Source organism: Variovorax sp. F042 (genome assembly GCF_057814215.1).
In genome coordinates this window covers 713,048-733,389 of the sequence record NZ_JBVASX010000001.1, presented here as the reverse complement: position 1 = coordinate 733,389, position 20,342 = coordinate 713,048, and the positions used below count along the sequence as shown (strand labels likewise).

Here is a 20,342-nt window from a genome sequence, read left to right as displayed (position 1 = left end):
TTTTTAACCAGTTTTTAAAAGTTGACAAGCCATGGTCAATTCCTCTTCGCCTGAAGTGCGCCGTCGTGTGGTGGTTTTGGGCACCGGCGGCACCATTGCCGGCCGGGCCGCCAGCAGCGGCGACAACATCGGCTACACCGCCGGGCAGGTGGGCGTGGCCGACCTGCTGGGCGGGATCGAGGCGCCCGAGGGCGTCGCTCTGGAGGCAGAGCAGGTGGCGCAGGTCGACAGCAAGGACATGTCGTTCGACATCTGGCAGCAGTTGGCCCGACGCTGTGCGCACTGGTTGGCGCAGGCCGACGTGGCGGGTGTGGTGATCACGCATGGCACCGACACGCTCGAAGAGACGGCGTTCTTCCTGCACTCGGTGCTGGCTCCGTCCAAGCCCGTGGTGCTCACCTGCGCGATGCGCCCGGCCACCGCACTGGCGCCCGATGGACCGCAGAACGTGCGCGACGCCATCAGCGTTGCCGCGACGGAAGGCGCACGGGGCGTGACCGTGGTGTGCGCCGGCGCAATCCACAGCGGCATCGACATCCAGAAAGTGCACACCTACCGACTCGATGCTTTTGCTTCAGGTGATGCGGGGCCGGTCGGCTACGTCGAGGAAGGAGAGGTACGCCGTGTCCGGGAGTGGCCTGAGGGATCGGCGTCGCAGGCGTCGAAGCTCTTCGAGGCGACCAGCGTGCAGTGGCCCCGCGTCGAGATCGTCATGAGCCATGCCGGCGCCAGCGGAGCTGTGATCGAAGCCCTGCTGCAGCACGGCGCTGCCGGGCCCGTGCGCGGGCTGGTGCTCGCCGCCACCGGCAACGGCACCCTGCACCATGCGTTGGAAGCGTCAGCGCTCAAGGCGCAGGACGCGGGCGTTGCGGTGGTTCGAGCTACTCGCTGCGCGAATGGACGCATCCTGCCGAAGGCCGGGGATCAGCTCCGCGATGCGGGTGCGCTGACGCCCGTGAAGGCGCGCATCGCGCTGATGCTGGAACTGCTGGGGTGAAAACAAAACCGCCCCATTGAAGGGGCGGTTTCGGAAATCAGATCAGGATCAGCTGCTCAGTGCAGCCAGCGCACGCTGCGTGATCTCGTCAACCGTGCCCACGCCCTTGATGGCACGGTACTTCGGCGCGGCGGCCGGGTCGGTCTTGGCCCAGGCGGAGTAGTAGTCGACCAGCGGGCGTGTCTGCTGGCTGTACACGTCGAGCCGCTTGCGTACGGTTTCTTCCTTGTCGTCTTCGCGCTGGATCAGGTCTTCACCGGTCACGTCGTCCTTGCCTTCCACCTTGGGCGGATTGAACTTGACGTGGTAGGTGCGGCCCGAGGCCGGGTGCGAGCGGCGGCCGCTCATGCGTTCGATGATGTCTCCGAAGGGCACGTCGATTTCGAGCACGTAGTCGAGCTTGACGCCGGCTGCCTTCATGGCGTCGGCCTGGGGGATGGTGCGCGGGAAACCGTCGAACAGGAAGCCGGCTGCGCAATCGGGCTGCGCAATGCGTTCCTTGACGAGATTGATGATCAGGTCGTCACTGACGAGGGCGCCTGCGTCCATGACGGCCTTGGCCTGTAGCCCGAGCGGCGTGCCGGCCTTGACGGCGGCGCGCAGCATGTCGCCGGTCGAAATCTGGGGGATGCTGTATTTCTGGCAAATGAAGGCCGCTTGCGTGCCTTTGCCCGCCCCGGGCGCGCCCAGCAAAATTAGTCTCATGGTGTCCTCGGACGGTTCTTAGATTTTGTGTCGCGCCGAGCGTCGGCCCGAGGGCTGGGCAAGGCGGAGTTGCGTCGAGGATAGCACGCGTGCCCTCGAAGAATTCCGGCCGCTCGCGCAGGCATGGGAGCGCCTCAGGCGGGGGGCGCGGCGGCGAAGACGGCGCGTACGCGCGCCAGGTCTTCGGGCGTGTCGATGCCCGGCCCGGGCGCGACATGGCTCACGTGTACCGCGATGCGATGGCCGTGCCACAGCGCGCGCAGCTGTTCGAGTGCCTCGGTCGCCTCGACGGGAGCCGGTGGCAGCGACGGAAACTGCCGCACGAAGCCCGCGCGATAGCCGTAGATGCCGATGTGGCGCAGTGGGGCAGGGGTGGGCAGTACCGCAGGCGCCGAGCCGTTGGCGGAGCCGTCGCGCCACCACGGGATTGGTGCGCGGCTGAAGTACATGGCGTTGCCCTGTGCATCGAGCACGGTCTTCACCACGTTGGGGTTCATGAAGTCGCCGACAGAGTCGATCTCGTGGGCGGCCGTGCTCATCGCGGCTTCCGCATGGGTGGCCAGCGTGGATGCCACGGCGTCGATCAGCGCGGGGTCGATCAGCGGCTCGTCGCCTTGAACGTTGACGACGATGTCGTCGCCGTCAAGGCCCAGCAGTTCGCAGGCTTCGGCCAGTCGATCGGTGCCGCTGGGATGGTCTTGACGAGTGAGGATGGCCTCGACACCGTGCGCCTGGCATGCCGCAATGATGGAAGGATCGTCGCCGGCGACCACCACGCGCGCCGCGCCGGATTCGCTGGCGCGCTGCGCCACGCGCACCACCATGGGCACGCCGGCGATGTCGGCCAGGGGTTTGTTGGGAAGCCGTGTCGACGCCAGGCGCGCCGGCACCAGAACGGTGAAGCTCACAACCCGAGCTCTTCGTCGGAGAGCGTGCGTGCTTCGTTTTCGAGCAGCACCGGAATGCCGTCGCGCACCGGATAGGCAAGGCGCGCGCTGCGCGAGCAGAGCTCCTGCTTCTCGGGGTTCCAGGTCAGTGGCCCCTTGGTGACGGGGCAGACGAGCAGTTCAAGCAGCTTGATATCCATCGAGCGATGATAGCTTTGCGTCGAGCGCGGCGAAGAAATCCGCGGAGGGCGCGAACTCCAGCGGCACGGCCAGCGCATCGGGCGCCTTGCGCCACAGTTTGATGGCGTCTTTTTCGGTGCAGATGAGGGTATGCGCAGTGCCAGCAGGGCGCTGCCAATCTTCGAAATCGAAGTGATCGGGCAATGCAATGGTGTCGGCGAGCGTCAGGCCGCGCGCGCGCAGCATGTCGAAGAAGGCCTCGGGCCGTGCGATCGCCGCCAGTGCGGTCATGGGCTGGCCCGCAAGGGCAGCCAATGGCACACGCTTCCCGTCACTGCCCAACGCATCGTGCGCGAGAGCCCGGGTGGCCGTATGGCCCCCAGCAAAGGCCGGCTGTGCCCCGCTGTGCAGCACCAGATCGCATCGGCGTGGCCAGGCTTCGCGCAACGGACCCGCGGGCAGCCGCCAGCCGTTGCCGATGCCCCGGTCGTCGAACACGCAGATCTCGATGTCGCGCGCGAGCGCCAGGTGCTGCAGCCCGTCGTCGCTGACGATGACCTGCGTGGCCGGATGCCGTTCGAGCAGCGCCCGCGCAGCATCGATGCGCTGGCGTGCCACGAACACCGGCGCCCTTGTGGCATGGTGAATCAGCGCAGGCTCGTCGCCGACATCCTGCGGATCGCTGTCGCCGAGCACTTCGCGGCAGTCATCGGTGCGGCGGCCGTAGCCGCGCGACACCACGCCGACCCGAAATCCCCGAGCTTGCAGATGCCGGACAACAGCCATGACGACCGGAGTCTTGCCGGCCCCGCCCGCAATCACATTGCCGACCACGATCACCGGGACGCGCACACGCTCAGTCCGCAGCCACCCCACGCGATAGAGCCAGCCACGCACAGCGAAAAGCGCAGCGTAGATGAGCGACAGCGGCCACAGCAGGCAAGCCAGAGGGCCGCGACGCAACCAGGCGTTCTGCAGCCGCGAAGCCGACGGCGAACCCGTGTTGCCGCTGCTGCTGTCGGAAGGCACTCAGTGCCCGGCTTGCGCCGTCGACTGTGCGGCGAAGGTGATCTGCATCAGGCCGGCGCGGCGCGCGGCCTCCATCACCGTCACCACCGCCTGGTGCGGGCTGGTCGCGTCGGCGCTGATGATCACCACGCTGTCCTTGCCGCCGGTGGCCGCGGCGGCGAGGGCGGCCGTCACGGTCTCAACGCTGCGGTCGGCCACCGGAGTCTTGTTGATCGAGTAGCGGCCGTCGGCCGATACCGCCACGATCACTTCCTTCGGGTAGTCGCGCTGCGCGTCGACGTCCGCCGTGGGCAGCCGCAGCTGCATCTCGGTGAATTTGCTGTAGGTGGTCGACAGCATCAGGAAGATCAGGATCACCAGCAGCACGTCGATGAACGGGATCAGGTTGATCTCCGGCTCGTCGCGCGCGCCGTGGCGGAACTGCATGCGGGCGCGGGTCATGACAAGCCTCCGCCGGGCCGCCCCAAGGAGGCGGCGGCCCCCTCGGGGGGCAGCGCAGCACACGCAGTGGCAAGCGTGGGGGTCATCATTTGCGCAGGGCGTTCAGATGGCGGGCGAAGCGCTCGCCCGAGAGTTCGAGATTCAGCAGGTACTCGTCGACCCGGCTGCGGAAGTAGCGCCAGAAGATCAGCGTCGGAATGGCGACGATCAGGCCGAAGGCGGTGTTGTAGAGCGCGATCGAGATGCCGTGCGCCAGTTGCGCCGGATTGCCCGAGCCCACTGCGCCGCTGCCCGGCGACTGCGAGCCGAAGATCTCGATCATGCCGATCACCGTGCCCAGCAGCCCCAGCAGCGGGGCTGCCGAGGCGATGGTGGCCAGGGCAGGCAGGTAGCGCTCGAGCTTGTGCGCCACGGTGCGGCCGGAAGCTTCCATGGCGGCGCGCAGGTCGTCTTCAGTGCAGCGCGGATTGGCATTCAGTGCGCGCAGGCCCGCGGCCAGCACCTGGCCGAGCATCGAGTTGCGTTCAAGTTTGGTCACGATGTCCGGGCCGGGAATGGCGCCGTGCGACACGGTGATGGTTTCGTCGAGCAGCTTCGGCGGCAGTACCCTCACGGTCTTGAGACTCGTGAAACGTTCTATAACCAGCGCGAGCGCAATGACTGAACAAGCGAGCAAGGGCCAGATTGGCCAACCCGCGGCAACTATGATGGAAAACAAGAAAATCCTCCGGCCCGTAGACTGCAAATGCGCGGCGATTATCCACTGAGCCCACCGTCAGCACGCGCCTTGTTTTTGTGTCGGCAAGGACGCACAGATTCTGTGGATAACTTTGTGATTAACCTGCTGCGCAACTCATCCGGACCCGCATGGGGCGGCCTTTCTGCTAGATCGACTGAATTTTGAGCAGCACTTTTTTCAATGAAATCAACGGCTTGCACGAGAAACCGTGCGCCTGCCCCGCACCGGGGTCTGAAGACAGGGGGCGTGCGGCCCGTTGTGGAAGAGTGGCATTTGGCCGAGCGTGCATTTTGTGAACTTGCGTGAATCGAATTCCGCGCCCGGGCCACGCGTCTGGGCAGTCGGCGCGTTGTGCCACGCGGTGGCCGACGCGCTCGATGCGCGCTTCAATCCGGTGACCGTGCGCGGCGAGATCTCGGGTTTTTCGCGCGCGTCAAGTGGACATTGTTACTTCGCGCTCAAGGACGAGTCGGGCCAGCTGCGCTGCGCGATGTTCCGCCGGGCTGCCGGGTTGCTCGACTTTTCGCCCCGCGATGGCGATCAGGTCGAGGTGCGCGGGCGTCTTGCGGTGTACGAGCCACGCGGCGATCTTCAACTGGTTGTAGAGAGTCTGCGGCGAGCCGGGCAGGGCGCCTTGTTCGAGCAGTTCATGCAACGCAAGGCACGCCTGGAAGCCGAAGGACTCTTCGATCCGGCGCGCAAGCGAGCGCTCCCGGCCATGCCGCGCGCGGTCGGCGTCGTCACGTCGCTGGGCGCGGCCGCCTTGCACGATGTGGTTACGGCGCTGCGAAGGCGCGTTCCACACATTCCGGTCGTGCTTGCGCCGGCGGCAGTGCAAGGAGCCAATGCGCCGGCCGAACTGGTGCGGGCGCTGCAATCGCTCTATGACCTCGCGCCTGCGGTCGACGTGATCCTGCTGGTGCGTGGTGGTGGCTCCATCGAAGACCTCTGGGCCTTCAACGACGAGGCTCTGGCGCGCACCATCGTGCAAAGTCCGGTGCCGTTGGTCAGTGGCGTGGGGCACGAAACCGACTTCACCATCGCCGATTTCTGCGCCGATCTGCGCGCGCCCACGCCAACGGCCGCGGCGGAATTGGTGAGTGCGCCGCGCGACATGTGGCTCGGTGCGCTCGATCTGCTCGACGAGCGTCTCGGCGATGCGCTGGGCGGGCGCCTCGACGCCCTCGGGCAGCGCGTCGACCAGGCGGCGGGGCGTCTCGGCCGACCCTCGAACCTAGTGACGCGCCAGCAACTGCGCCTGGCGCACCATGTGCAGCGCCTTCGATATGCGGTGCTGTCGAGACGGGTGCGCCTGTCGCAGGCGCCCCGGTCAATCGCCGCCGACTTTCCCTTGAAGCTGGGGCGAGCGCTGGTGCAGCGTCGCGAGCGCCTGGAACGCGTGGCCTTGCGCATGCGACTGCTCGATCCGGCACTGGTCTTGCAGCGCGGCTATGCGTGGCTGACCGATACAGACGGTCATGCGATCGTCAGCGCAACGCAACTGGCGGCGGGCGACGCCGTCAAGGCGCGGCTCGCCGATGGCGAAGTCGACCTGACCGTCACGCCGGGCGACGCGACGGGAACGCGTCCGACGCTGCCTCAATAATTACTTCCTAGAATCCCTGATTCCCACAACCAACCCACGAGAAAAAACCATGGAACATGTGCTCCCACCCCTGCCGTACGCCCTCGACGCGCTGGCACCCGAGTATTCGAAGGAAACCCTCGAGTACCACTACGGCAAGCACCACAACGCCTACGTGGTGAACCTCAACAACCTGCAAAAGGGCACCGAGTTCGAGTCGCTCTCGCTTGAAGAGATCATCAAGAAGTCCAGCGGCGGCATCTACAACAACGCTGCCCAGATCTGGAACCACACCTTCTTCTGGAACTGCATGAAGCCCCAAGGCGGCGGCGCTCCCACCGGCGCGCTGGCCAAGGCCATCGAAGCCAAGTGGGGCAGCTACGACGCCTTCAAGGAAGCCTTCGTGAAGTCGGCCGTGGGCAACTTCGGTTCGGGCTGGACGTGGCTGGTGAAGAAGGCCGACGGTTCGGTGGACATCGTGAACACCGGCGCCGCCGGCACGCCGCTGACCACTGCAGACACCGCGCTGCTGACCGTGGACGTCTGGGAACACGCCTACTACATCGACTACCGCAACCTGCGCCCGAAGTTCGTCGAGACCTTCCTGGCCAAGCTGGTGAACTGGGACTTCGTCGCCAAGAACTTCGGCTGAGCCCGGGGCTCCCCATCAAAAAAGCCGACCCAAGGGTCGGCTTTTTTGTGGGCTTCAGGCAGCAGAAGCTCAGCGCTTGGTGGCTGCGAACAGTTCGCCGCCGAGCTTTGCGCCCTTCTTGATGTTCTTCTTGGCGAACCAGCCCTGGTTCATTTCGAGCACGTAGCGCACCGGCTCCAGGGAGCAGTGCGAGTTCTCGGTCATGGGTTGCATGTCGACCAGATTCACGATGCGGCCATCGTCGGCCACGAAAGCGGCAGTCAGCGGAAGGATCGTGTTGCGCATCCAGAAGCACTGAGTGGCGGGCTGCTCGAACACGAAGATCATGCCTTCGGCCTGCGGCATTTCCTTGCGGAACATCAGGCCGATTTCGCGTTGCAGGGGTGTTTGCGCAATCTGCGCATCGATCTTGTACAGGCCGACCGACAACTGCGTGCGCGGCAGGTCAGTCTGGGGTTGCTGCTGGGCGTGCGCAGGCATCATTAAGGACGCGGACGCGAGGAGCAGGGCGGCTAGACGCTGGAACATCGGGCAACTCTTTCAGGGCGGGGTCAGGGCCCGGCCTAAATCAAAAAAACGCCAATAAAAATGCCCGCTGATGCGGGCATTGCCGGTGAGCGTGAAAGCTTACACCTTCTTGGCAGCGGCCGTGTGGGCCTTGGCCACGTGGCTGACCTTGTGCTTCTTGGCAGCAGCGTGCTTCTTGGCAGGCGCGTGCTTGGCGGCCTTGGGAGCGGCTGCGGGAGCAGCGGTGGTGGGTTCGGCTTGTTGAGCGAAAGCACCGGCAGCGAAGAGACCAGCGACCAGGGCTGCGAGCAGCTTGTTCATGAACATATCCTTTGAAATTCGTTGATTTGGATTGCCCTCCCTGCGGAAGGTAGACATTCAACGGAGGCCGATTCCTGCGGTTGACAGCAGAACGCTTGCGGCAGGCGAAAAAAAAGCGCTCCGAAGAGCGCTCTTTTCTGGGGCTGGGCCGACTTACTTGGCGCCTGCCATGTCAGGCGTACCGCCTTGGGTCGACTTGCGCTTCACGCTGCCGTCCTTGTTGCGACGACGCTGGTCGCGGGTGCTTGCGCGCTTCTCGCCAGAGGCAGCAGCCTTGTCGGCACCGATGGCGCCGCCTTCGGGCGTCTTGGCTTCGTCGCCAGCGGCAGCCTTGACTTGGCCAGCGGGCTTGGCAGCCTTCTTGGCTTCGGCACGTTGCTGCGACTTGCTGTTGGTGGCGTTACCTTGCTCAGGCGTCGTACCGGCCGGGTTTTGGGCGTAGGCGCCAGCGGCGAACAGGCCAGCGATCATGACTGCGAGAATTTTGCTCATTGATGATTCCTCTATCGAGAATTGGTTGGAAACGCCTCCCGGCGAGCAGAAGGTCAGCCACTAACGAGCCCATTGGCTCGCCGGTTGACAAACGCTTGCTGATGGGTTGCGTCTAAAATGTACAGCGATTTGTTCGCGGGCTGTACAGCGAATCCACCCCGTGTCTGAATTCGCTGACAGTCGTCAAAATTACGTCAATCCCGGAGCCATCCCCCCTCATGACCAGTTATCAGCACATCAAAGTCCCGACCGAAGGTCAGAAGATCACGGTCAACGCCGACAACTCGCTGAATGTGCCTGACCAACCGATCATTCCCTTCATCGAAGGCGACGGGACCGGCCTGGACATCACGCCAGTGATGCTGAAGGTGGTGGACGCAGCGGTGGCCAAGGCCTATGGCGGCAAGAAGAAGATCCACTGGATGGAGGTCTATGCCGGCGAAAAGTCGACCAAGGTCTATGGTCCCGACGTCTGGCTCCCCGAGGAAACCCTGCACGCTGTGCGCGACTACGTGGTCTCCATCAAGGGCCCGCTGACCACGCCCGTCGGCGGTGGCATCCGCTCGCTGAACGTTGCGCTGCGCCAGGAACTCGACCTTTATGTCTGCCTGCGCCCCATCCAGTATTTCGAAGGCGTGCCGAGCCCGGTGCGCGAGCCGCACAAGACCAACATGGTGATCTTCCGCGAGAACTCGGAAGACATCTACGCGGGCATCGAGTTCGAAGCCGAGAGCGACAAGGCCAAGAAGCTCATCAAGTTCCTGCAGGACGAGATGGGTGTCAAGAAGATCCGTTTCCCCAACACCTCGGGCATTGGCGTCAAGCCCGTGTCGAGGGAAGGCACCGAGCGCCTCGTGCGCAAGGCATTCCAGTACGCCATCGACAACGACAAGCCCAGCGTCACCTTGGTGCACAAGGGCAACATCATGAAGTTCACCGAAGGTGGCTTCCGTGACTGGGGTTACGGCCTCGCAGCCAAGGAGTTCGGCGCTGAACTGATCGACGGTGGCCCGTGGATGAAGTTCAAGAACCCGAAGACGGGCAAGGAAATCACCGTCAAGGACAGCATCGCCGATGCATTCCTCCAGCAGATCCTGCTGCGTCCCGCCGAGTACAGCGTGATTGCCACGCTCAACCTCAACGGCGACTACGTGTCCGACGCGTTGGCCGCGCAGGTCGGTGGCATCGGCATCGCCCCGGGCGCGAATCTGAGCGACACCGTCGCCATGTTCGAAGCCACCCACGGCACGGCACCCAAGTACGCCGGCAAAGACTACGTGAACCCAGGCTCCGAAATCCTCTCGGCTGAAATGATGCTGCGCCACATGGGCTGGAAGGAGGCTGCCGACCTGATCATCAGCTCGATGGAAAAATCTATTGCCAGCAAGAAGGTCACCTACGACTTCGCCCGCCTGATGGACGGCGCCACGCAGGTAAGCTGCTCGGGCTTCGGCCAGGTGATGATCGACCACATGTAATTGCCGCGTGCTTCGACGTCTTGCGACGTCGTTGCAATGCAATGGGCCCTTGAACTTCCAGAAGGAATTCAAGGGCTTTTTATTGGCTCTTCGATCGGGCCGCGGCCATCCCTTTTTGCCTAAAACTCTCCGCAGGTGCGCTTCATCAAAAAAGCTGTCGCAACCGCCGCAATGCCCTTGAATTGTCGGATACGCGCCACCAAGTTTTTTTCGCCGGCACGGTGCTTGCACGCTCTATAGAATCTTTTTCATGGCAACGAGAATTCCCAAAACTCCCAGCACTCCGCCGGCCCAGAAGCCGGCCGGGGATGACGGAGATTCGGTCGTCCTGGAGCGCCGGCCGCAGAAAACCGCGCCGCCCCAGATGTACCAGGTGGTCATGCTGAACGACGACTACACCCCTATGGAGTTCGTGATCGTCGTGCTGCAGGAATATTTCAGCAAGGACCGAGAAACCGCGACCCAGATCATGTTGAAGATCCACCTCGATGGCCGCGGCGTCTGTGGGGTCTATTCCCGCGACATGGCGGCCACCAAGGTCAATCAGGTCATGGAAGCGGCGCAGCAGGCTGGGCACCCGCTGCAATGTGTCAGTGAGCCAGTTGCGTGAACCTGTTGAATTGCGCAAGCTCCAACCCATCTGAGAACTTATTTACAGCAAGGCAAAAGGAAATCACATGATTGCCCAGGAACTGGAAGTCAGCTTGCACATGGCCTTTGTCGAGGCCCGGCAGCAGCGCCACGAGTTCATCACCGTGGAGCATCTGCTGCTCGCTTTGCTGGACAACCCGAGCGCCGCAGAAGTTCTGCGCGCCTGCTCGGCGAACGTCGACGACCTTCGGGCGTCGCTCACCAACTTCATCAAGGACAACACGCCTCAGGTGGCGGGTACCGACGATGTAGACACCCAGCCGACCCTGGGTTTCCAGCGCGTCATCCAGCGCGCCATCATGCATGTGCAGTCCACCGGCAACGGCAAGAAGGAAGTCACCGGCGCCAACGTGCTGGTCGCGATCTTCGGCGAGAAGGACTCGCACGCCGTGTACTACCTGCACCAGCAGGGCGTCACCCGCCTCGACGTGGTCAACTTCATTGCCCACGGCATCAAGAAGAGCGATCCGCCGGAAGCCGTCAAGGGCAGCGGCGAAGCGCCTTCGGGCGAAGGCGAAGACGGTGGCGGCGAGCGCAACGAGAAGGCGTCGCCGCTCGAGCAGTTCACGCAAAACCTCAACCAGATGGCCAAGGACGGCAAGATCGATCCGCTGATCGGCCGTGAGTACGAGGTCGAGCGCGTCATCCAGATCCTGTGCCGCCGGCGCAAGAACAACCCGCTGCTGGTGGGTGAAGCTGGCGTGGGCAAGACCGCCATCGCCGAGGGCCTCGCATGGCGCATCACGCAGGGCGACGTGCCGGAAATCCTGGCCGAGTCGAACGTGTTCTCGCTCGACATGGGCGCGCTGCTGGCCGGCACCAAGTACCGCGGCGACTTCGAACAGCGCCTGAAGGGCGTTCTCAAGTCGCTCAAGGACAAGCCGAACGCCATCCTGTTCATCGACGAAATCCACACCCTGATCGGTGCGGGCGCAGCCTCGGGCGGCACGCTCGACGCGTCGAACCTGCTCAAGCCGGCGCTCTCGAGCGGACAGCTCAAGTGCATCGGCGCGACCACCTTCACGGAATACCGCGGCATCTTCGAAAAGGATGCGGCCCTCTCGCGTCGCTTCCAGAAGGTCGACGTGGTCGAGCCGTCGGTGCAGGAAACCGTCGACATCCTGAAGGGCCTGAAGTCGCGCTTCGAGGAACACCATGGCGTGAAGTACGCCGTGGCGGCCCTGCAGGCCGCGGCCGAGCTCAGCGCCAAATACATCAATGACCGTCACCTGCCCGACAAGGCCATCGACGTCATCGACGAAGCGGGCGCCGCCCAGCGCATCCTGCCGCCGAGCAAGCGCAAGAAGACCATCAGCAAGACGGAAGTCGAGGAAATCGTGGCGAAGATCGCGCGCATTCCCCCGGCCAACGTCAGCAACGACGACCGCAGCAAGCTGCAGACCATCGAGCGCGACCTCAAGAGCGTGGTGTTCGGCCAGGACAAGGCGCTCGAAGTGCTCGCCTCCGCGGTCAAGATGGCACGCTCGGGCCTGGGCAAGGGCGACAAGCCGATCGGCTCGTTCCTGTTCTCCGGCCCCACGGGCGTCGGCAAGACCGAAGCGGCGAAGCAGCTGGCCTATATCATGGGCATCGAGCTGATCCGCTTCGACATGTCGGAGTACATGGAGCGTCACGCGGTGAGTCGCCTGATCGGCGCGCCTCCGGGCTACGTCGGTTTCGACCAGGGCGGCCTGCTGACCGAAGCCGTCACGAAGAAGCCGCACGCGGTGCTGCTGCTCGACGAAATCGAGAAGGCACACCCGGACATCTTCAACGTGCTGCTGCAGGTCATGGACCATGGCACGCTGACGGACAACAATGGGCGCAAGGCCGACTTCCGCAACGTCATCATCATCATGACGACGAATGCGGGTGCCGAGACCATGAACAAGGCGACCATCGGCTTCACCAACCCGCGCCAGGCGGGCGACGAAATGGGCGACATCAAGCGCCTGTTCTCGCCCGAGTTCCGCAACCGGCTGGATGCCATCGTCAACTTCAAGGCGCTCGATGAAAACATCATCCTGCGCGTGGTCGACAAGTTCCTGCTCCAGCTGGAAACGCAACTCAGCGAGAAGAAGGTGGAAGTCACCTTCAGCGACAAGCTGCGCAAGCACCTGGCGAAGAAGGGCTTCGATCCGTTGATGGGTGCACGCCCGATGCAGCGCCTGATCCAGGACACGATCCGTCGTGCGCTGGCCGACGAGCTGCTGTTCGGTCGCCTGACCGACGGCGGCCGCCTCGAAGTCGACCTCGACGACAAGGACGAAGTGCTGCTCGACATCCAGCCGCTTTCGAAGAAGGAAGGCAAGTCGAAGCCCGAAGCTGAAGAAGCTGCGACAGGTTGAAAGAACCGGGCAGTCCGCGGCCGATGAGGTCGCGGAACCGCCTCCAAAGGCCGGTAGCATCACGCTGCCGGCCTTTTTCTTTGGGCCGCCGAAATCACGAAGCCTCCTCGCCTTGATCCTCCCCGAACTCAGCCACGAATGGAAAACCGGCCTCTCCCTGGCGTGGAGCGGCTACATCGCGGTGTTGTCGATCTGGATCGTGATGCAGAAGCGCGCGCCGGTGTCCACGATGAGCTGGATCCTGTCGCTGGCGCTGCTGCCGTTCGCGGGCTTCGTCATCTACTACTTCCTCGGGCCGCAGCGCCTGCGAAAGCAGCGGCTCAAGCGCCTGCGCAGCCGCGCCGGCGCCTCCGCCCAGGCCGACGTGGCGCGGCTGCGCGATGCGGCGCAGAACGCCCCGCCGGCGCTGCAACAGATGGCCAAACTGGGCACCGCGACCTGCGGGCTACCGGTGTCGAGCGCCGTCGACGTCGAGCTGCTTTCAGGCGGCGCGCGCACTTTCGACGCGATCTTCGAGGCCGTGCGCGCCGCGCAGAACCACATCCACCTCGAGTACTACATCTTCGAGCCCGACAAGATCGGCACGGCCTTGCGCGACCTGCTGATCGAGCGCGCGAAGCAGGGCGTGACGGTGCGGCTGCTGATCGACGCACTGGGCTCCAAGCGCATCGGCCGCAATTTCATGGCGCCGATGCTCGAGGCGGGCGTGAAGGTCGCGCTGTTCCACGACACCAAGATCGGCCGCCGCCTGCGCCCGGTGACCAACTACCGCACCCACCGCAAGATCGTTGTGTGCGATGGTCGCATCGGCTTCACGGGCGGCGTGAACATCACCGACGAGGAGGACAAGCGCACCAACCCCGACGCCTACCACGACGTGCACCTGCGCATCGAAGGCAGCGCGGTGCGCTGGCTGCAGACCACCTTCCTCGAAGACTGGACCTACGCCACCGGCGAAGACCCGCGCGGCATGGACGACACCCTGAACGCCATGCTGCCGCAGCTGGAAGCCGGCGACATTCCCGTGCAGATCATCACCAGCGGCCCCGACAACGCGATGGAAGCCATCCACCGAATGCACGTCGAGGCCATTCACTCGGCCACGCACCGCGCCTGGCTCACCACACCGTACTTCGTGCCCGGCGAGCCGGCGCTGATGGCGCTCACCAGTGCCGCGCTGCGTGGCGTCGACGTGCGTCTGCTCGTGCCGCGCCGCAGCGATTCGGCCATCGTGAGCGCCGCCGCGCGCTCGTACTTCGACGAGCTCATCGCCGCCGGCGTGAAGGTCTGGGAGTACAAGGCGCGCATGCTGCACTCCAAGACCTTGGTGGTCGACGACCATTGCGCGATGATCGGCACCGCGAATTTCGACAACCGCAGCTTCCGCCTCAACTTCGAGGTGTGCGCGGTGGTTTATGGTCCGGAACTGACCCGGCCGCTGGCGGCGCAGTTCGAGACCGACCTGCAGAGTTCCGGCGCGGTGCGCGGCAACCGGCACCAGAGTTTCTGGCGCCGCCTCGGCGACGCCATTGCGCGCTTGTTTTCACCCTTGCTCTGAATGAACCACACCTTTCTCTGGCACGACTACGAAACCTTCGGCGCAGTGCCGCGTCGCGATCGTCCCTCGCAGTTCGCCGCCATCCGCACCGACGCCGAGCTCAACGAAGTCGGCGAGCCGCTGATGATTTATTGCAAGCCCGCGCCGGACTACCTGCCCAGCCCCGAGGCCTGCCTGATCACCGGCATCACGCCGCAGGTGTGCCTGGAGCGCGGCATCCCCGAGCATGAATTCGCCGCGCACATCGAGCGCGCCTTCTCGCAGCCCGGCACCATCGGCGTCGGCTACAACACCATCCGCTTCGATGACGAGGTCACGCGCTTCCTGTTCTGGCGCAACCTGATCGACCCCTATGCGCGCGAGTGGCAGAACGACTGCGGCCGCTGGGACCTGCTCGACGTGGTGCGCCTGACGTACGCGCTGCGCCCCGACGGCATCGAGTGGCCGAAGAAGGAAGACGGCAAGCCCAGCTTCAAGCTCGAAGACCTGGCGCGCGCCAACGGCCTGCTGCACGAGTCGGCGCACGATGCGCTTTCCGACGTGCGCGCCACCATCGCACTGGCACGCCTGATCCGCGACAAGCAGCCCAAGCTGTTCGACTTCGCATTCGGCCTGCACAAGAAGGACCGCGTTGCCAGCGAACTCGGCCTGCCCGCGATGCGTGAAACCGCGAAGCCCTTCCTGCACGTCTCGGGCATGTTCCCGGTCGAGCGCGGCTGCCTGGCCGTGATGTGGCCGCTGGCCAGCCATCCGACCAACAAGAACGAACTGCTTGCCTGGGACCTTGCGTATGACCCGAGCGAGCTGCGCGACATCGACGTCGATACGCTGCGGCTGCGCCTGTTCACCCGCACGGCCGACCTGCCTGAAGGCGTGGTGCGCCTGCCCGTGAAGGGCGTGCACCTGAACAAGTCGCCGATGGTGGTCGGCAACCTGCGCACGCTGGCGCCGGCCATGGCCGAGCGCTGGGGCGTCGACCTCGACACGGCCATGCGCCACGCCGCCATCGCACGCGACCTGCCCGACATGAGCGCCATCTGGTCGCAGGTGTATGCCCGGCCAAAGGAGGCAACGCCCGACGTCGACGAAGACCTCTACGGCGGCTTCGTCGGCAACGCCGACCGCCGGCGCCTCAACCAGTTGCGCGGCCTGTCGCCCGAGGAGCTGGCCAAAGACCGCACCGGCTTCGACGACGGACGGCTCGACGAGATCCTGTTCCGCTACCGCGCACGCAACTGGCCAGAACTGCTCAATGAGGACGAGGCCGAACGCTGGGAAGCCTTGCGCGTGGCGAAGCTCTTCAAGGGCGAGGGCGGGGCTCGCACCATCGAGATGCTGTTCAGCGAGGTCGATGCGCTGTCCGAGAACGCCGACGAGCGTGGCGAGGAAATCCTCGGCGCGCTCTACGAATACGCCGAGGCCATCGCGCCCGAGGCTTGATCCGCGTCGCCCATGAGCCTCTCGATCAACGCCGAACTGTCGAAGGGGCTCGAAAGCTACGGGCTGTTCCTGTCGGAAGGCTCGCTGCTGCCAACGCCATTCCGCTTCGAGACACCGGTGCGCGTGTGGCATGCCGTGCAGATGCACGGCGGGTGTTCGGTGGGCGCGTATTCGAGCATCTCGCCGGGCGCATTGCTCGTCGACGTGCGCATGGGGCGCTATTGCTCGATCGGCGACGGTGTGCAGACCCTGTCGGACCATCCCGCCGGCTGGCTCACGACGCACATGCTGGCCTATGCGCCGAATTTTCCTGAGCCCTACCGGCACCAGTCAGTAGGTCAGTTTCCGTCGCACTCTCCAGTCGTGATCGGCAATGACGTGTGGATTGGCTCCAGGGTCAGCCTCAAGAGCGGCATCACCATCGGCGACGGCGCAGTGATCGGAGCGGGCGCTGTGGTGACCCGCGACGTGGCGCCTTTCACCGTCGTTGGCGGCGTGCCGGCCAGGGCGATCCGCCAGCGTTTTCCCGATGCGCTCATCGAACGTATCCAGGCCTGCCCCTGGTGGGACTGGGACTCGCGCACGTTGGCGCTCGATTGGCAGCATCCTGAAAAAGCCCAGTCGACACTGGAGGCCGCCGTTGCAGAAGGTCGTCTGTCGCGCTGGAATCCCGGCTGGCGCCTGCTCGACCACGGTACGCCGCCCGCCGAGGGCCAGCCTGCGCCGCTGGTCTTTCTGCCGGGTTGATCACGCATGGAGGTATTTCGCATGACTACAGGTATTTCGCCCCTTGTCCGCACCGCGCTGGCAGCCGTCGCGATGGCCGCGGCGCTCGCCGGATGCAGCGCATTGCCATCGGCGCCTGGTGCGGCGAAAGCCTGCGGGAGCAGCTTCGAGACCTTCGAGCGCGACACGCTCTATTTCGGCCGGGCCATTCCCTCGGGCGGCCAGGTGTCGGATGCCGAGTGGACGGGCTTTCTCGACACCACCATGACGCCGGCTTTTCCGCAGGGCCTGACGGTGATCGATGCCGCCGGCCAGTGGCGCGGCGTGTCGGGCGACGTGGTGCGCGAGCGCTCCAAGCTGGTGGTGCTGCTGCATCCGCGCAGCGACAAGGACGACGCCGCCATCGCCAGCATCATCGGCACTTACCGCCAGCGCTTCGCGCAAGAGGCGGTGCTGCAGGAGCGGCAATCCGTCTGCGTCCGCTTCTGAGGCTGCCGCGCTCAGGAGGGTTGTCCGTCGATGGCCGGCAGCCCGCTCAGGTCTTCCGACCACGCCAGCGCGGAGCGGCACCAGATACGGCGACGCGGGGGCAGCAATGCGCGCTGCGCCAGTGCTCCCACGCGCAGCGCATAGCTTGGCGGTGTGTCGCTGTCCGCGGCGGCCCAGATTGGCGAGCCGCAGTTCGCGCAGAAGCCGTGTCGTCGCCGCGCGCCGCTGTCTGCCGTCTTCACGTAGGTCTTCGGCGTGCCGGTCAGCAGCCGGTAGCTGGAGGCCGGCACAGGCACCGACACGCGGTAGGCGGAGCCCGACAGCACCTGGCAGTCGCTGCAATTGCACAGCGAAACCTTCTCCGGATCGAGGTCGGCTTCGAAGGTGATCTGGCCGCAGTGACAGGCGCCTTGTACTTGCATGCGAATTCCTTTTTTCGGGGGAAGTGGGCATCGTAGGAAGAGCGGCCTGCGGGCGCAATGGCTGGCTATTTCCCCGGCCGCGCAGCCTCTGGCGCGGCCACGTATGCTCCCCGGATGGACGCCAATTCCACCGCGCTCGCCGACTTCGCCACCCGCCACCGCAAGCTCTTCGTGCTCACCGGCGCGGGGTGCAGCACCGAATCGGGCATTCCCGACTACCGGGACGTCGAGGGCGAATGGAAGCGCCCGTTGCCCGTCACCTACCAGGCCTTCATGGGCGAGGAGTCCACGCGACAGCGCTACTGGGCGCGCAGCCTGATCGGCTGGCCGACGATGGCCGGCGCCCGTCCGGGTGCGGCGCACCGCGCGCTGGCGCGGCTGGAGGCGGCGGGCCGCGTGGGCTTGCTGCTCACGCAGAACGTCGATGGCTTGCATGAGGCGGCCGGTAGCCGCGGCGCCATCGACCTGCACGGGCGCATCGACACCGTGCGCTGCATGGCCTGCGAGCGGCGCACGCCGCGCGCGGCGCTGCAGCTCGAACTGCGGCAGCGCAATCCGAGTTGGGCCGCACTCGAAGCCCGTGCCGCGCCAGACGGCGACGCCGATCTCCAGGGCCATGATTTCTCCGCCTTCGACGTGCCCGCGTGCACGCACTGCGGTGGCCTGCTCAAGCCCGACGTCGTGTTCTTCGGCGAAAGCGTGCCGAAGGAGCGCGTCACGGCCGCCTTCGCGGCGCTGGAAGAAGCCGACGCGGTGCTCGTGGCCGGTTCGTCGCTGATGGTGTATTCGGGCTTTCGCTTCGTGCAAGCGGCCGCCGCGGCGGGCAAACCCGTGGCGGCGGTGAACCTGGGGCGCACACGGGCCGATGCGCTGCTCTCGCTGAAGGTCGAACGGCCGGTGGGCGAGGCGCTGGAGGCGCTTGCGCAGCAACTGGCGCCCGAGCCGCAACCGGATCGCGTGGCCTAGCGTTCGCCCGGCGCCTTGCGCAGTGACCGGATGAACGCGTCCACCGACGCCGTGTAGGCACCGGGCAGGCCCAGTTCACCGTCGATCTGCGCGTGCGTGAGGTCTTCAGGCACTACCTCCGCGCGGCCACCAATTGCCGCGGCCCGAGTCGCGAACTGATTCGCCTGCGTGCACGAGCCGTCGCGCCGCTGGGTCGAGCACACCAGCAGCATCGGTGGTGCACCAGGCGCAAGAGTGTCGGTGGGCGATACGGTGCGCCAGTAGGCGGGGTCGTCGCCGAACACGCGGTCATAGAAAGGCATGTGGCGACGTCGCATCAGTGCCGCAGTGTCCAGCGCCGCGCTGTCGAGTGCCACGGTGCCGAGCCACGGGCGTGCGCCTTGCTGCCGTGCGATGCCGGGCGATGCACTGATCAGCGCAACAAGGTGCGCGCCGGCCGAATGGCCCATGAGCACGAAGCGGCCCGCATCGCCGCCCCACGAAGGCGCGCTTGCCTGCGCAGTGGCCACCGCGCGCGCCACGTCCTGAGCCTGCTGCATCACGTCGACCTGCGGCACGAAGCGGTATCCCACCGACACCAGGATGAAGCCCTGGTCGCGCACCCAGTGCTCGATCTTCACGTCGACCACCGAGGCGGCTGCCTTGTTGCCGAACATCCACGCGCCGCCGTGGACCATCACGAGCACCGGGGCGTTGCGTGCGTTCGGTGGCAGATAGACGTCCATGCGCTGGCGTGCATCGGGGCCGTAGGGCACGTCGGCAAGCCGTTGCACGCCGGTGGGGGCGACCGGCGCGCCAACTTGCTGTGCCATCGCCGGAAAGAAGAGCAGCATGCCCAGCCAGGCCGCGCAAATCCGCAGCAAATGTGTCATGACGAAGCTCCCGGAGGACCGAAGAGGGTCGAGATTTTCGCGCGCCAGCCGTCGGCCTTCCAGAGGTCGCGGCCCAGGTTCACCCACTCGTGGAAGGCGATGCGCAACGGGTTGTGGGTGCGCAGCGGCGTGGTGAGGCCGTAGCGCAGCGTCACGTCCTTGCGCTCGGCAGCGAAGGTGCCGAACATCCGGTCGAACACGATCAGCACGCCGCCGTAGTTGCGGTCGAGGTATTCCGGGTTCGACGCGTGATGCACCTTGTGGTGCGTCGGCGTGTTCAGTACCCATTCGAGCGGCCCCAGGCGCGGCATCCACGGCGCGTGCAGCCAGAACTGGTAGAGCAGGTTGGCCGCCAGCGTGGCCACCACCGCCAGCGGCGGAAAGCCCAGCCACACCAGCGGCGCGAAGAACAGGGCCGTGCCGGTGAGCTTGCCCGTCCAGCCCAGGCGCAGCGCGGCAGCCAGCGTGAGTTCGTTGGGCGAGTGGTGCACCGCGTGCGTGGCCCAGAACCAGCGCACGCGGTGCGCCGCGCGGTGATACCAGTAGTAGCAGAACTCCTGCCCTACGAAGAGCAGTGCGAAGGCCGCGGGCGTCGACAGTGAAATGGTGTCGACCCGGTGCGCGTGCGCCCAGGCCAGCACCGGCGCGGCAATCGACAGGCCCAGCGCATCGACCGCGCGCCGGCCTACCGCGTCGGCCAGCGAGGCGCCGTAGGCGCGCCAGTCGTAGGCCTGGCGCCGCACAAAACTCTGCACCAGGCCTTCGAGCGTGGCTGCGGCCAGCACGAAGACGAGCAGGCCGGTCAGCCACAGCGCGATGCCCGGCCCCATCGATTCGCGGATCAGGTCGAAGGACAT

At 65.5% G+C, this 20,342-nt stretch carries 23 protein-coding genes; 11 read left to right on the top strand and 12 right to left on the bottom strand.

What is annotated here, in order from left to right; translation table 11 throughout:
• The first annotated feature begins 31 nt into the window (after positions 1-31).
• Entirely contained in the window at positions 32-997 is a 966-nt protein-coding gene (locus tag ACZYSP_RS03545) for an asparaginase (protein WP_093073905.1), read from the top strand.
• Positions 998-1,045: 48 nt separating this feature from the next.
• On the opposite strand, the gene adk is transcribed toward ACZYSP_RS03545, so the two are convergent.
• The 6 genes from adk to ACZYSP_RS03515 form a co-directional block, all read right to left on the bottom strand.
• Positions 1,046-1,702 carry an adenylate kinase gene (gene adk, locus ACZYSP_RS03540; RefSeq protein ID WP_093056573.1) on the bottom strand — a complete coding sequence of 219 codons (657 nt, stop codon included), beginning with the start codon at positions 1,700-1,702 and terminating at the stop codon, positions 1,046-1,048.
• Positions 1,703-1,836: 134 nt separating this feature from the next.
• Positions 1,837-2,610 (bottom strand): 3-deoxy-manno-octulosonate cytidylyltransferase, encoded by a 774-nt coding sequence (kdsB, locus tag ACZYSP_RS03535; RefSeq protein WP_097199145.1) that lies wholly within the window; start codon positions 2,608-2,610, stop codon positions 1,837-1,839.
• The gene (locus ACZYSP_RS03530; RefSeq protein ID WP_093056575.1) at positions 2,607-2,789 is read right to left on the bottom strand and encodes a Trm112 family protein; all 183 of its coding nucleotides are present in this window, start codon (positions 2,787-2,789) and stop codon (positions 2,607-2,609) included. Before ACZYSP_RS03530 ends, kdsB begins: the two co-directional genes overlap by 4 nt.
• Positions 2,770-3,798 (bottom strand): tetraacyldisaccharide 4'-kinase, encoded by a 1,029-nt coding sequence (gene lpxK, locus ACZYSP_RS03525; protein WP_093073909.1) that lies wholly within the window; start codon positions 3,796-3,798, stop codon positions 2,770-2,772. The genes ACZYSP_RS03530 and lpxK overlap by 20 nt, the downstream gene beginning before the upstream one ends.
• Positions 3,799-4,224, bottom strand: coding sequence for an ExbD/TolR family protein (locus ACZYSP_RS03520; protein WP_056519147.1), 426 nt, complete (start codon positions 4,222-4,224; stop codon positions 3,799-3,801).
• 100 nt (positions 4,225-4,324) lie between these two features.
• Positions 4,325-4,957, bottom strand: coding sequence for a MotA/TolQ/ExbB proton channel family protein (locus ACZYSP_RS03515; protein WP_042674017.1), 633 nt, complete (start codon positions 4,955-4,957; stop codon positions 4,325-4,327).
• Between the two features lie 313 nt (positions 4,958-5,270).
• Between ACZYSP_RS03515 and xseA the strand changes: the two genes are divergently transcribed.
• Positions 5,271-6,584 carry an exodeoxyribonuclease VII large subunit gene (gene xseA / locus ACZYSP_RS03510; RefSeq protein WP_093075167.1) on the top strand — a complete coding sequence of 438 codons (1,314 nt, stop codon included), beginning with the start codon at positions 5,271-5,273 and terminating at the stop codon, positions 6,582-6,584.
• Positions 6,585-6,633: 49 nt separating this feature from the next.
• Complete coding sequence (locus tag ACZYSP_RS03505) at positions 6,634-7,215, top strand: superoxide dismutase (RefSeq protein ID WP_093073911.1); 582 nt, start codon at positions 6,634-6,636, stop codon at positions 7,213-7,215.
• Between the two features lie 69 nt (positions 7,216-7,284).
• Here the strand turns inward: ACZYSP_RS03505 and ACZYSP_RS03500 are convergent, their stop codons facing one another.
• From ACZYSP_RS03500 to ACZYSP_RS03490, 3 genes are all read right to left on the bottom strand, one after another.
• Positions 7,285-7,743, bottom strand: coding sequence for a DUF192 domain-containing protein (locus ACZYSP_RS03500; protein ID WP_093073913.1), 459 nt, complete (start codon positions 7,741-7,743; stop codon positions 7,285-7,287).
• A 99-nt stretch (positions 7,744-7,842) separates the two neighbouring features.
• Positions 7,843-8,043 carry a hypothetical protein gene (locus ACZYSP_RS03495; protein ID WP_093075170.1) on the bottom strand — a complete coding sequence of 67 codons (201 nt, stop codon included), beginning with the start codon at positions 8,041-8,043 and terminating at the stop codon, positions 7,843-7,845.
• A gap of 153 nt (positions 8,044-8,196) precedes the next feature.
• Entirely contained in the window at positions 8,197-8,535 is a 339-nt protein-coding gene (locus ACZYSP_RS03490) for a cell envelope biogenesis protein TolA (protein WP_093056973.1), read from the bottom strand.
• 218 nt (positions 8,536-8,753) lie between these two features.
• Here ACZYSP_RS03490 and icd point away from each other — a divergent pair, with 218 nt between their 5' ends.
• The 7 genes from icd (at position 8,754) to ACZYSP_RS03455 (ending at position 17,225) form a co-directional block, all read left to right on the top strand.
• Positions 8,754-10,013, top strand: coding sequence for an NADP-dependent isocitrate dehydrogenase (icd, locus tag ACZYSP_RS03485; protein ID WP_093073915.1), 1,260 nt, complete (start codon positions 8,754-8,756; stop codon positions 10,011-10,013).
• A 250-nt stretch (positions 10,014-10,263) separates the two neighbouring features.
• On the top strand, positions 10,264-10,623 hold the full coding sequence (gene clpS, locus ACZYSP_RS03480; protein ID WP_042674481.1) for an ATP-dependent Clp protease adapter ClpS: 360 nt from the start codon (positions 10,264-10,266) through the stop codon (positions 10,621-10,623).
• 67 nt (positions 10,624-10,690) lie between these two features.
• Positions 10,691-13,012, top strand: a complete 2,322-nt coding sequence (gene clpA, locus ACZYSP_RS03475) for an ATP-dependent Clp protease ATP-binding subunit ClpA (RefSeq protein WP_093056971.1) — start codon at positions 10,691-10,693, stop codon at positions 13,010-13,012.
• Positions 13,013-13,124: 112 nt separating this feature from the next.
• The gene (gene cls / locus ACZYSP_RS03470) at positions 13,125-14,570 is read left to right on the top strand and encodes a cardiolipin synthase (protein ID WP_093073917.1); all 1,446 of its coding nucleotides are present in this window, start codon (positions 13,125-13,127) and stop codon (positions 14,568-14,570) included.
• A complete protein-coding gene (gene sbcB / locus ACZYSP_RS03465; protein ID WP_093056969.1) occupies positions 14,571-16,010 on the top strand; it encodes an exodeoxyribonuclease I in 1,440 nt (479 codons plus the stop codon).
• A 12-nt stretch (positions 16,011-16,022) separates the two neighbouring features.
• On the top strand, positions 16,023-16,757 hold the full coding sequence (locus ACZYSP_RS03460) for a CatB-related O-acetyltransferase (protein ID WP_093073919.1): 735 nt from the start codon (positions 16,023-16,025) through the stop codon (positions 16,755-16,757).
• 21 nt (positions 16,758-16,778) lie between these two features.
• The gene (locus tag ACZYSP_RS03455; RefSeq protein WP_093073921.1) at positions 16,779-17,225 is read left to right on the top strand and encodes a DUF3574 domain-containing protein; all 447 of its coding nucleotides are present in this window, start codon (positions 16,779-16,781) and stop codon (positions 17,223-17,225) included.
• An 11-nt stretch (positions 17,226-17,236) separates the two neighbouring features.
• On the opposite strand, the gene ACZYSP_RS03450 is transcribed toward ACZYSP_RS03455, so the two are convergent.
• Positions 17,237-17,647 (bottom strand): GFA family protein, encoded by a 411-nt coding sequence (locus ACZYSP_RS03450; protein ID WP_093073923.1) that lies wholly within the window; start codon positions 17,645-17,647, stop codon positions 17,237-17,239.
• A gap of 114 nt (positions 17,648-17,761) precedes the next feature.
• Here ACZYSP_RS03450 and ACZYSP_RS03445 point away from each other — a divergent pair, with 114 nt between their 5' ends.
• The gene (locus ACZYSP_RS03445; RefSeq protein WP_093073925.1) at positions 17,762-18,613 is read left to right on the top strand and encodes an NAD-dependent protein deacetylase; all 852 of its coding nucleotides are present in this window, start codon (positions 17,762-17,764) and stop codon (positions 18,611-18,613) included.
• Here ACZYSP_RS03445 and ACZYSP_RS03440 read toward each other — a convergent pair.
• Together ACZYSP_RS03440 and ACZYSP_RS03435 are read right to left on the bottom strand one after the other, a co-directional pair.
• On the bottom strand, positions 18,610-19,485 hold the full coding sequence (locus ACZYSP_RS03440; RefSeq protein ID WP_093073927.1) for an alpha/beta hydrolase: 876 nt from the start codon (positions 19,483-19,485) through the stop codon (positions 18,610-18,612). The genes ACZYSP_RS03445 and ACZYSP_RS03440 overlap by 4 nt on opposite strands.
• On the bottom strand, positions 19,482-20,342 hold the full coding sequence (locus tag ACZYSP_RS03435) for a sterol desaturase family protein (RefSeq protein ID WP_093056964.1): 861 nt from the start codon (positions 20,340-20,342) through the stop codon (positions 19,482-19,484). The genes ACZYSP_RS03440 and ACZYSP_RS03435 overlap by 4 nt, the downstream gene beginning before the upstream one ends.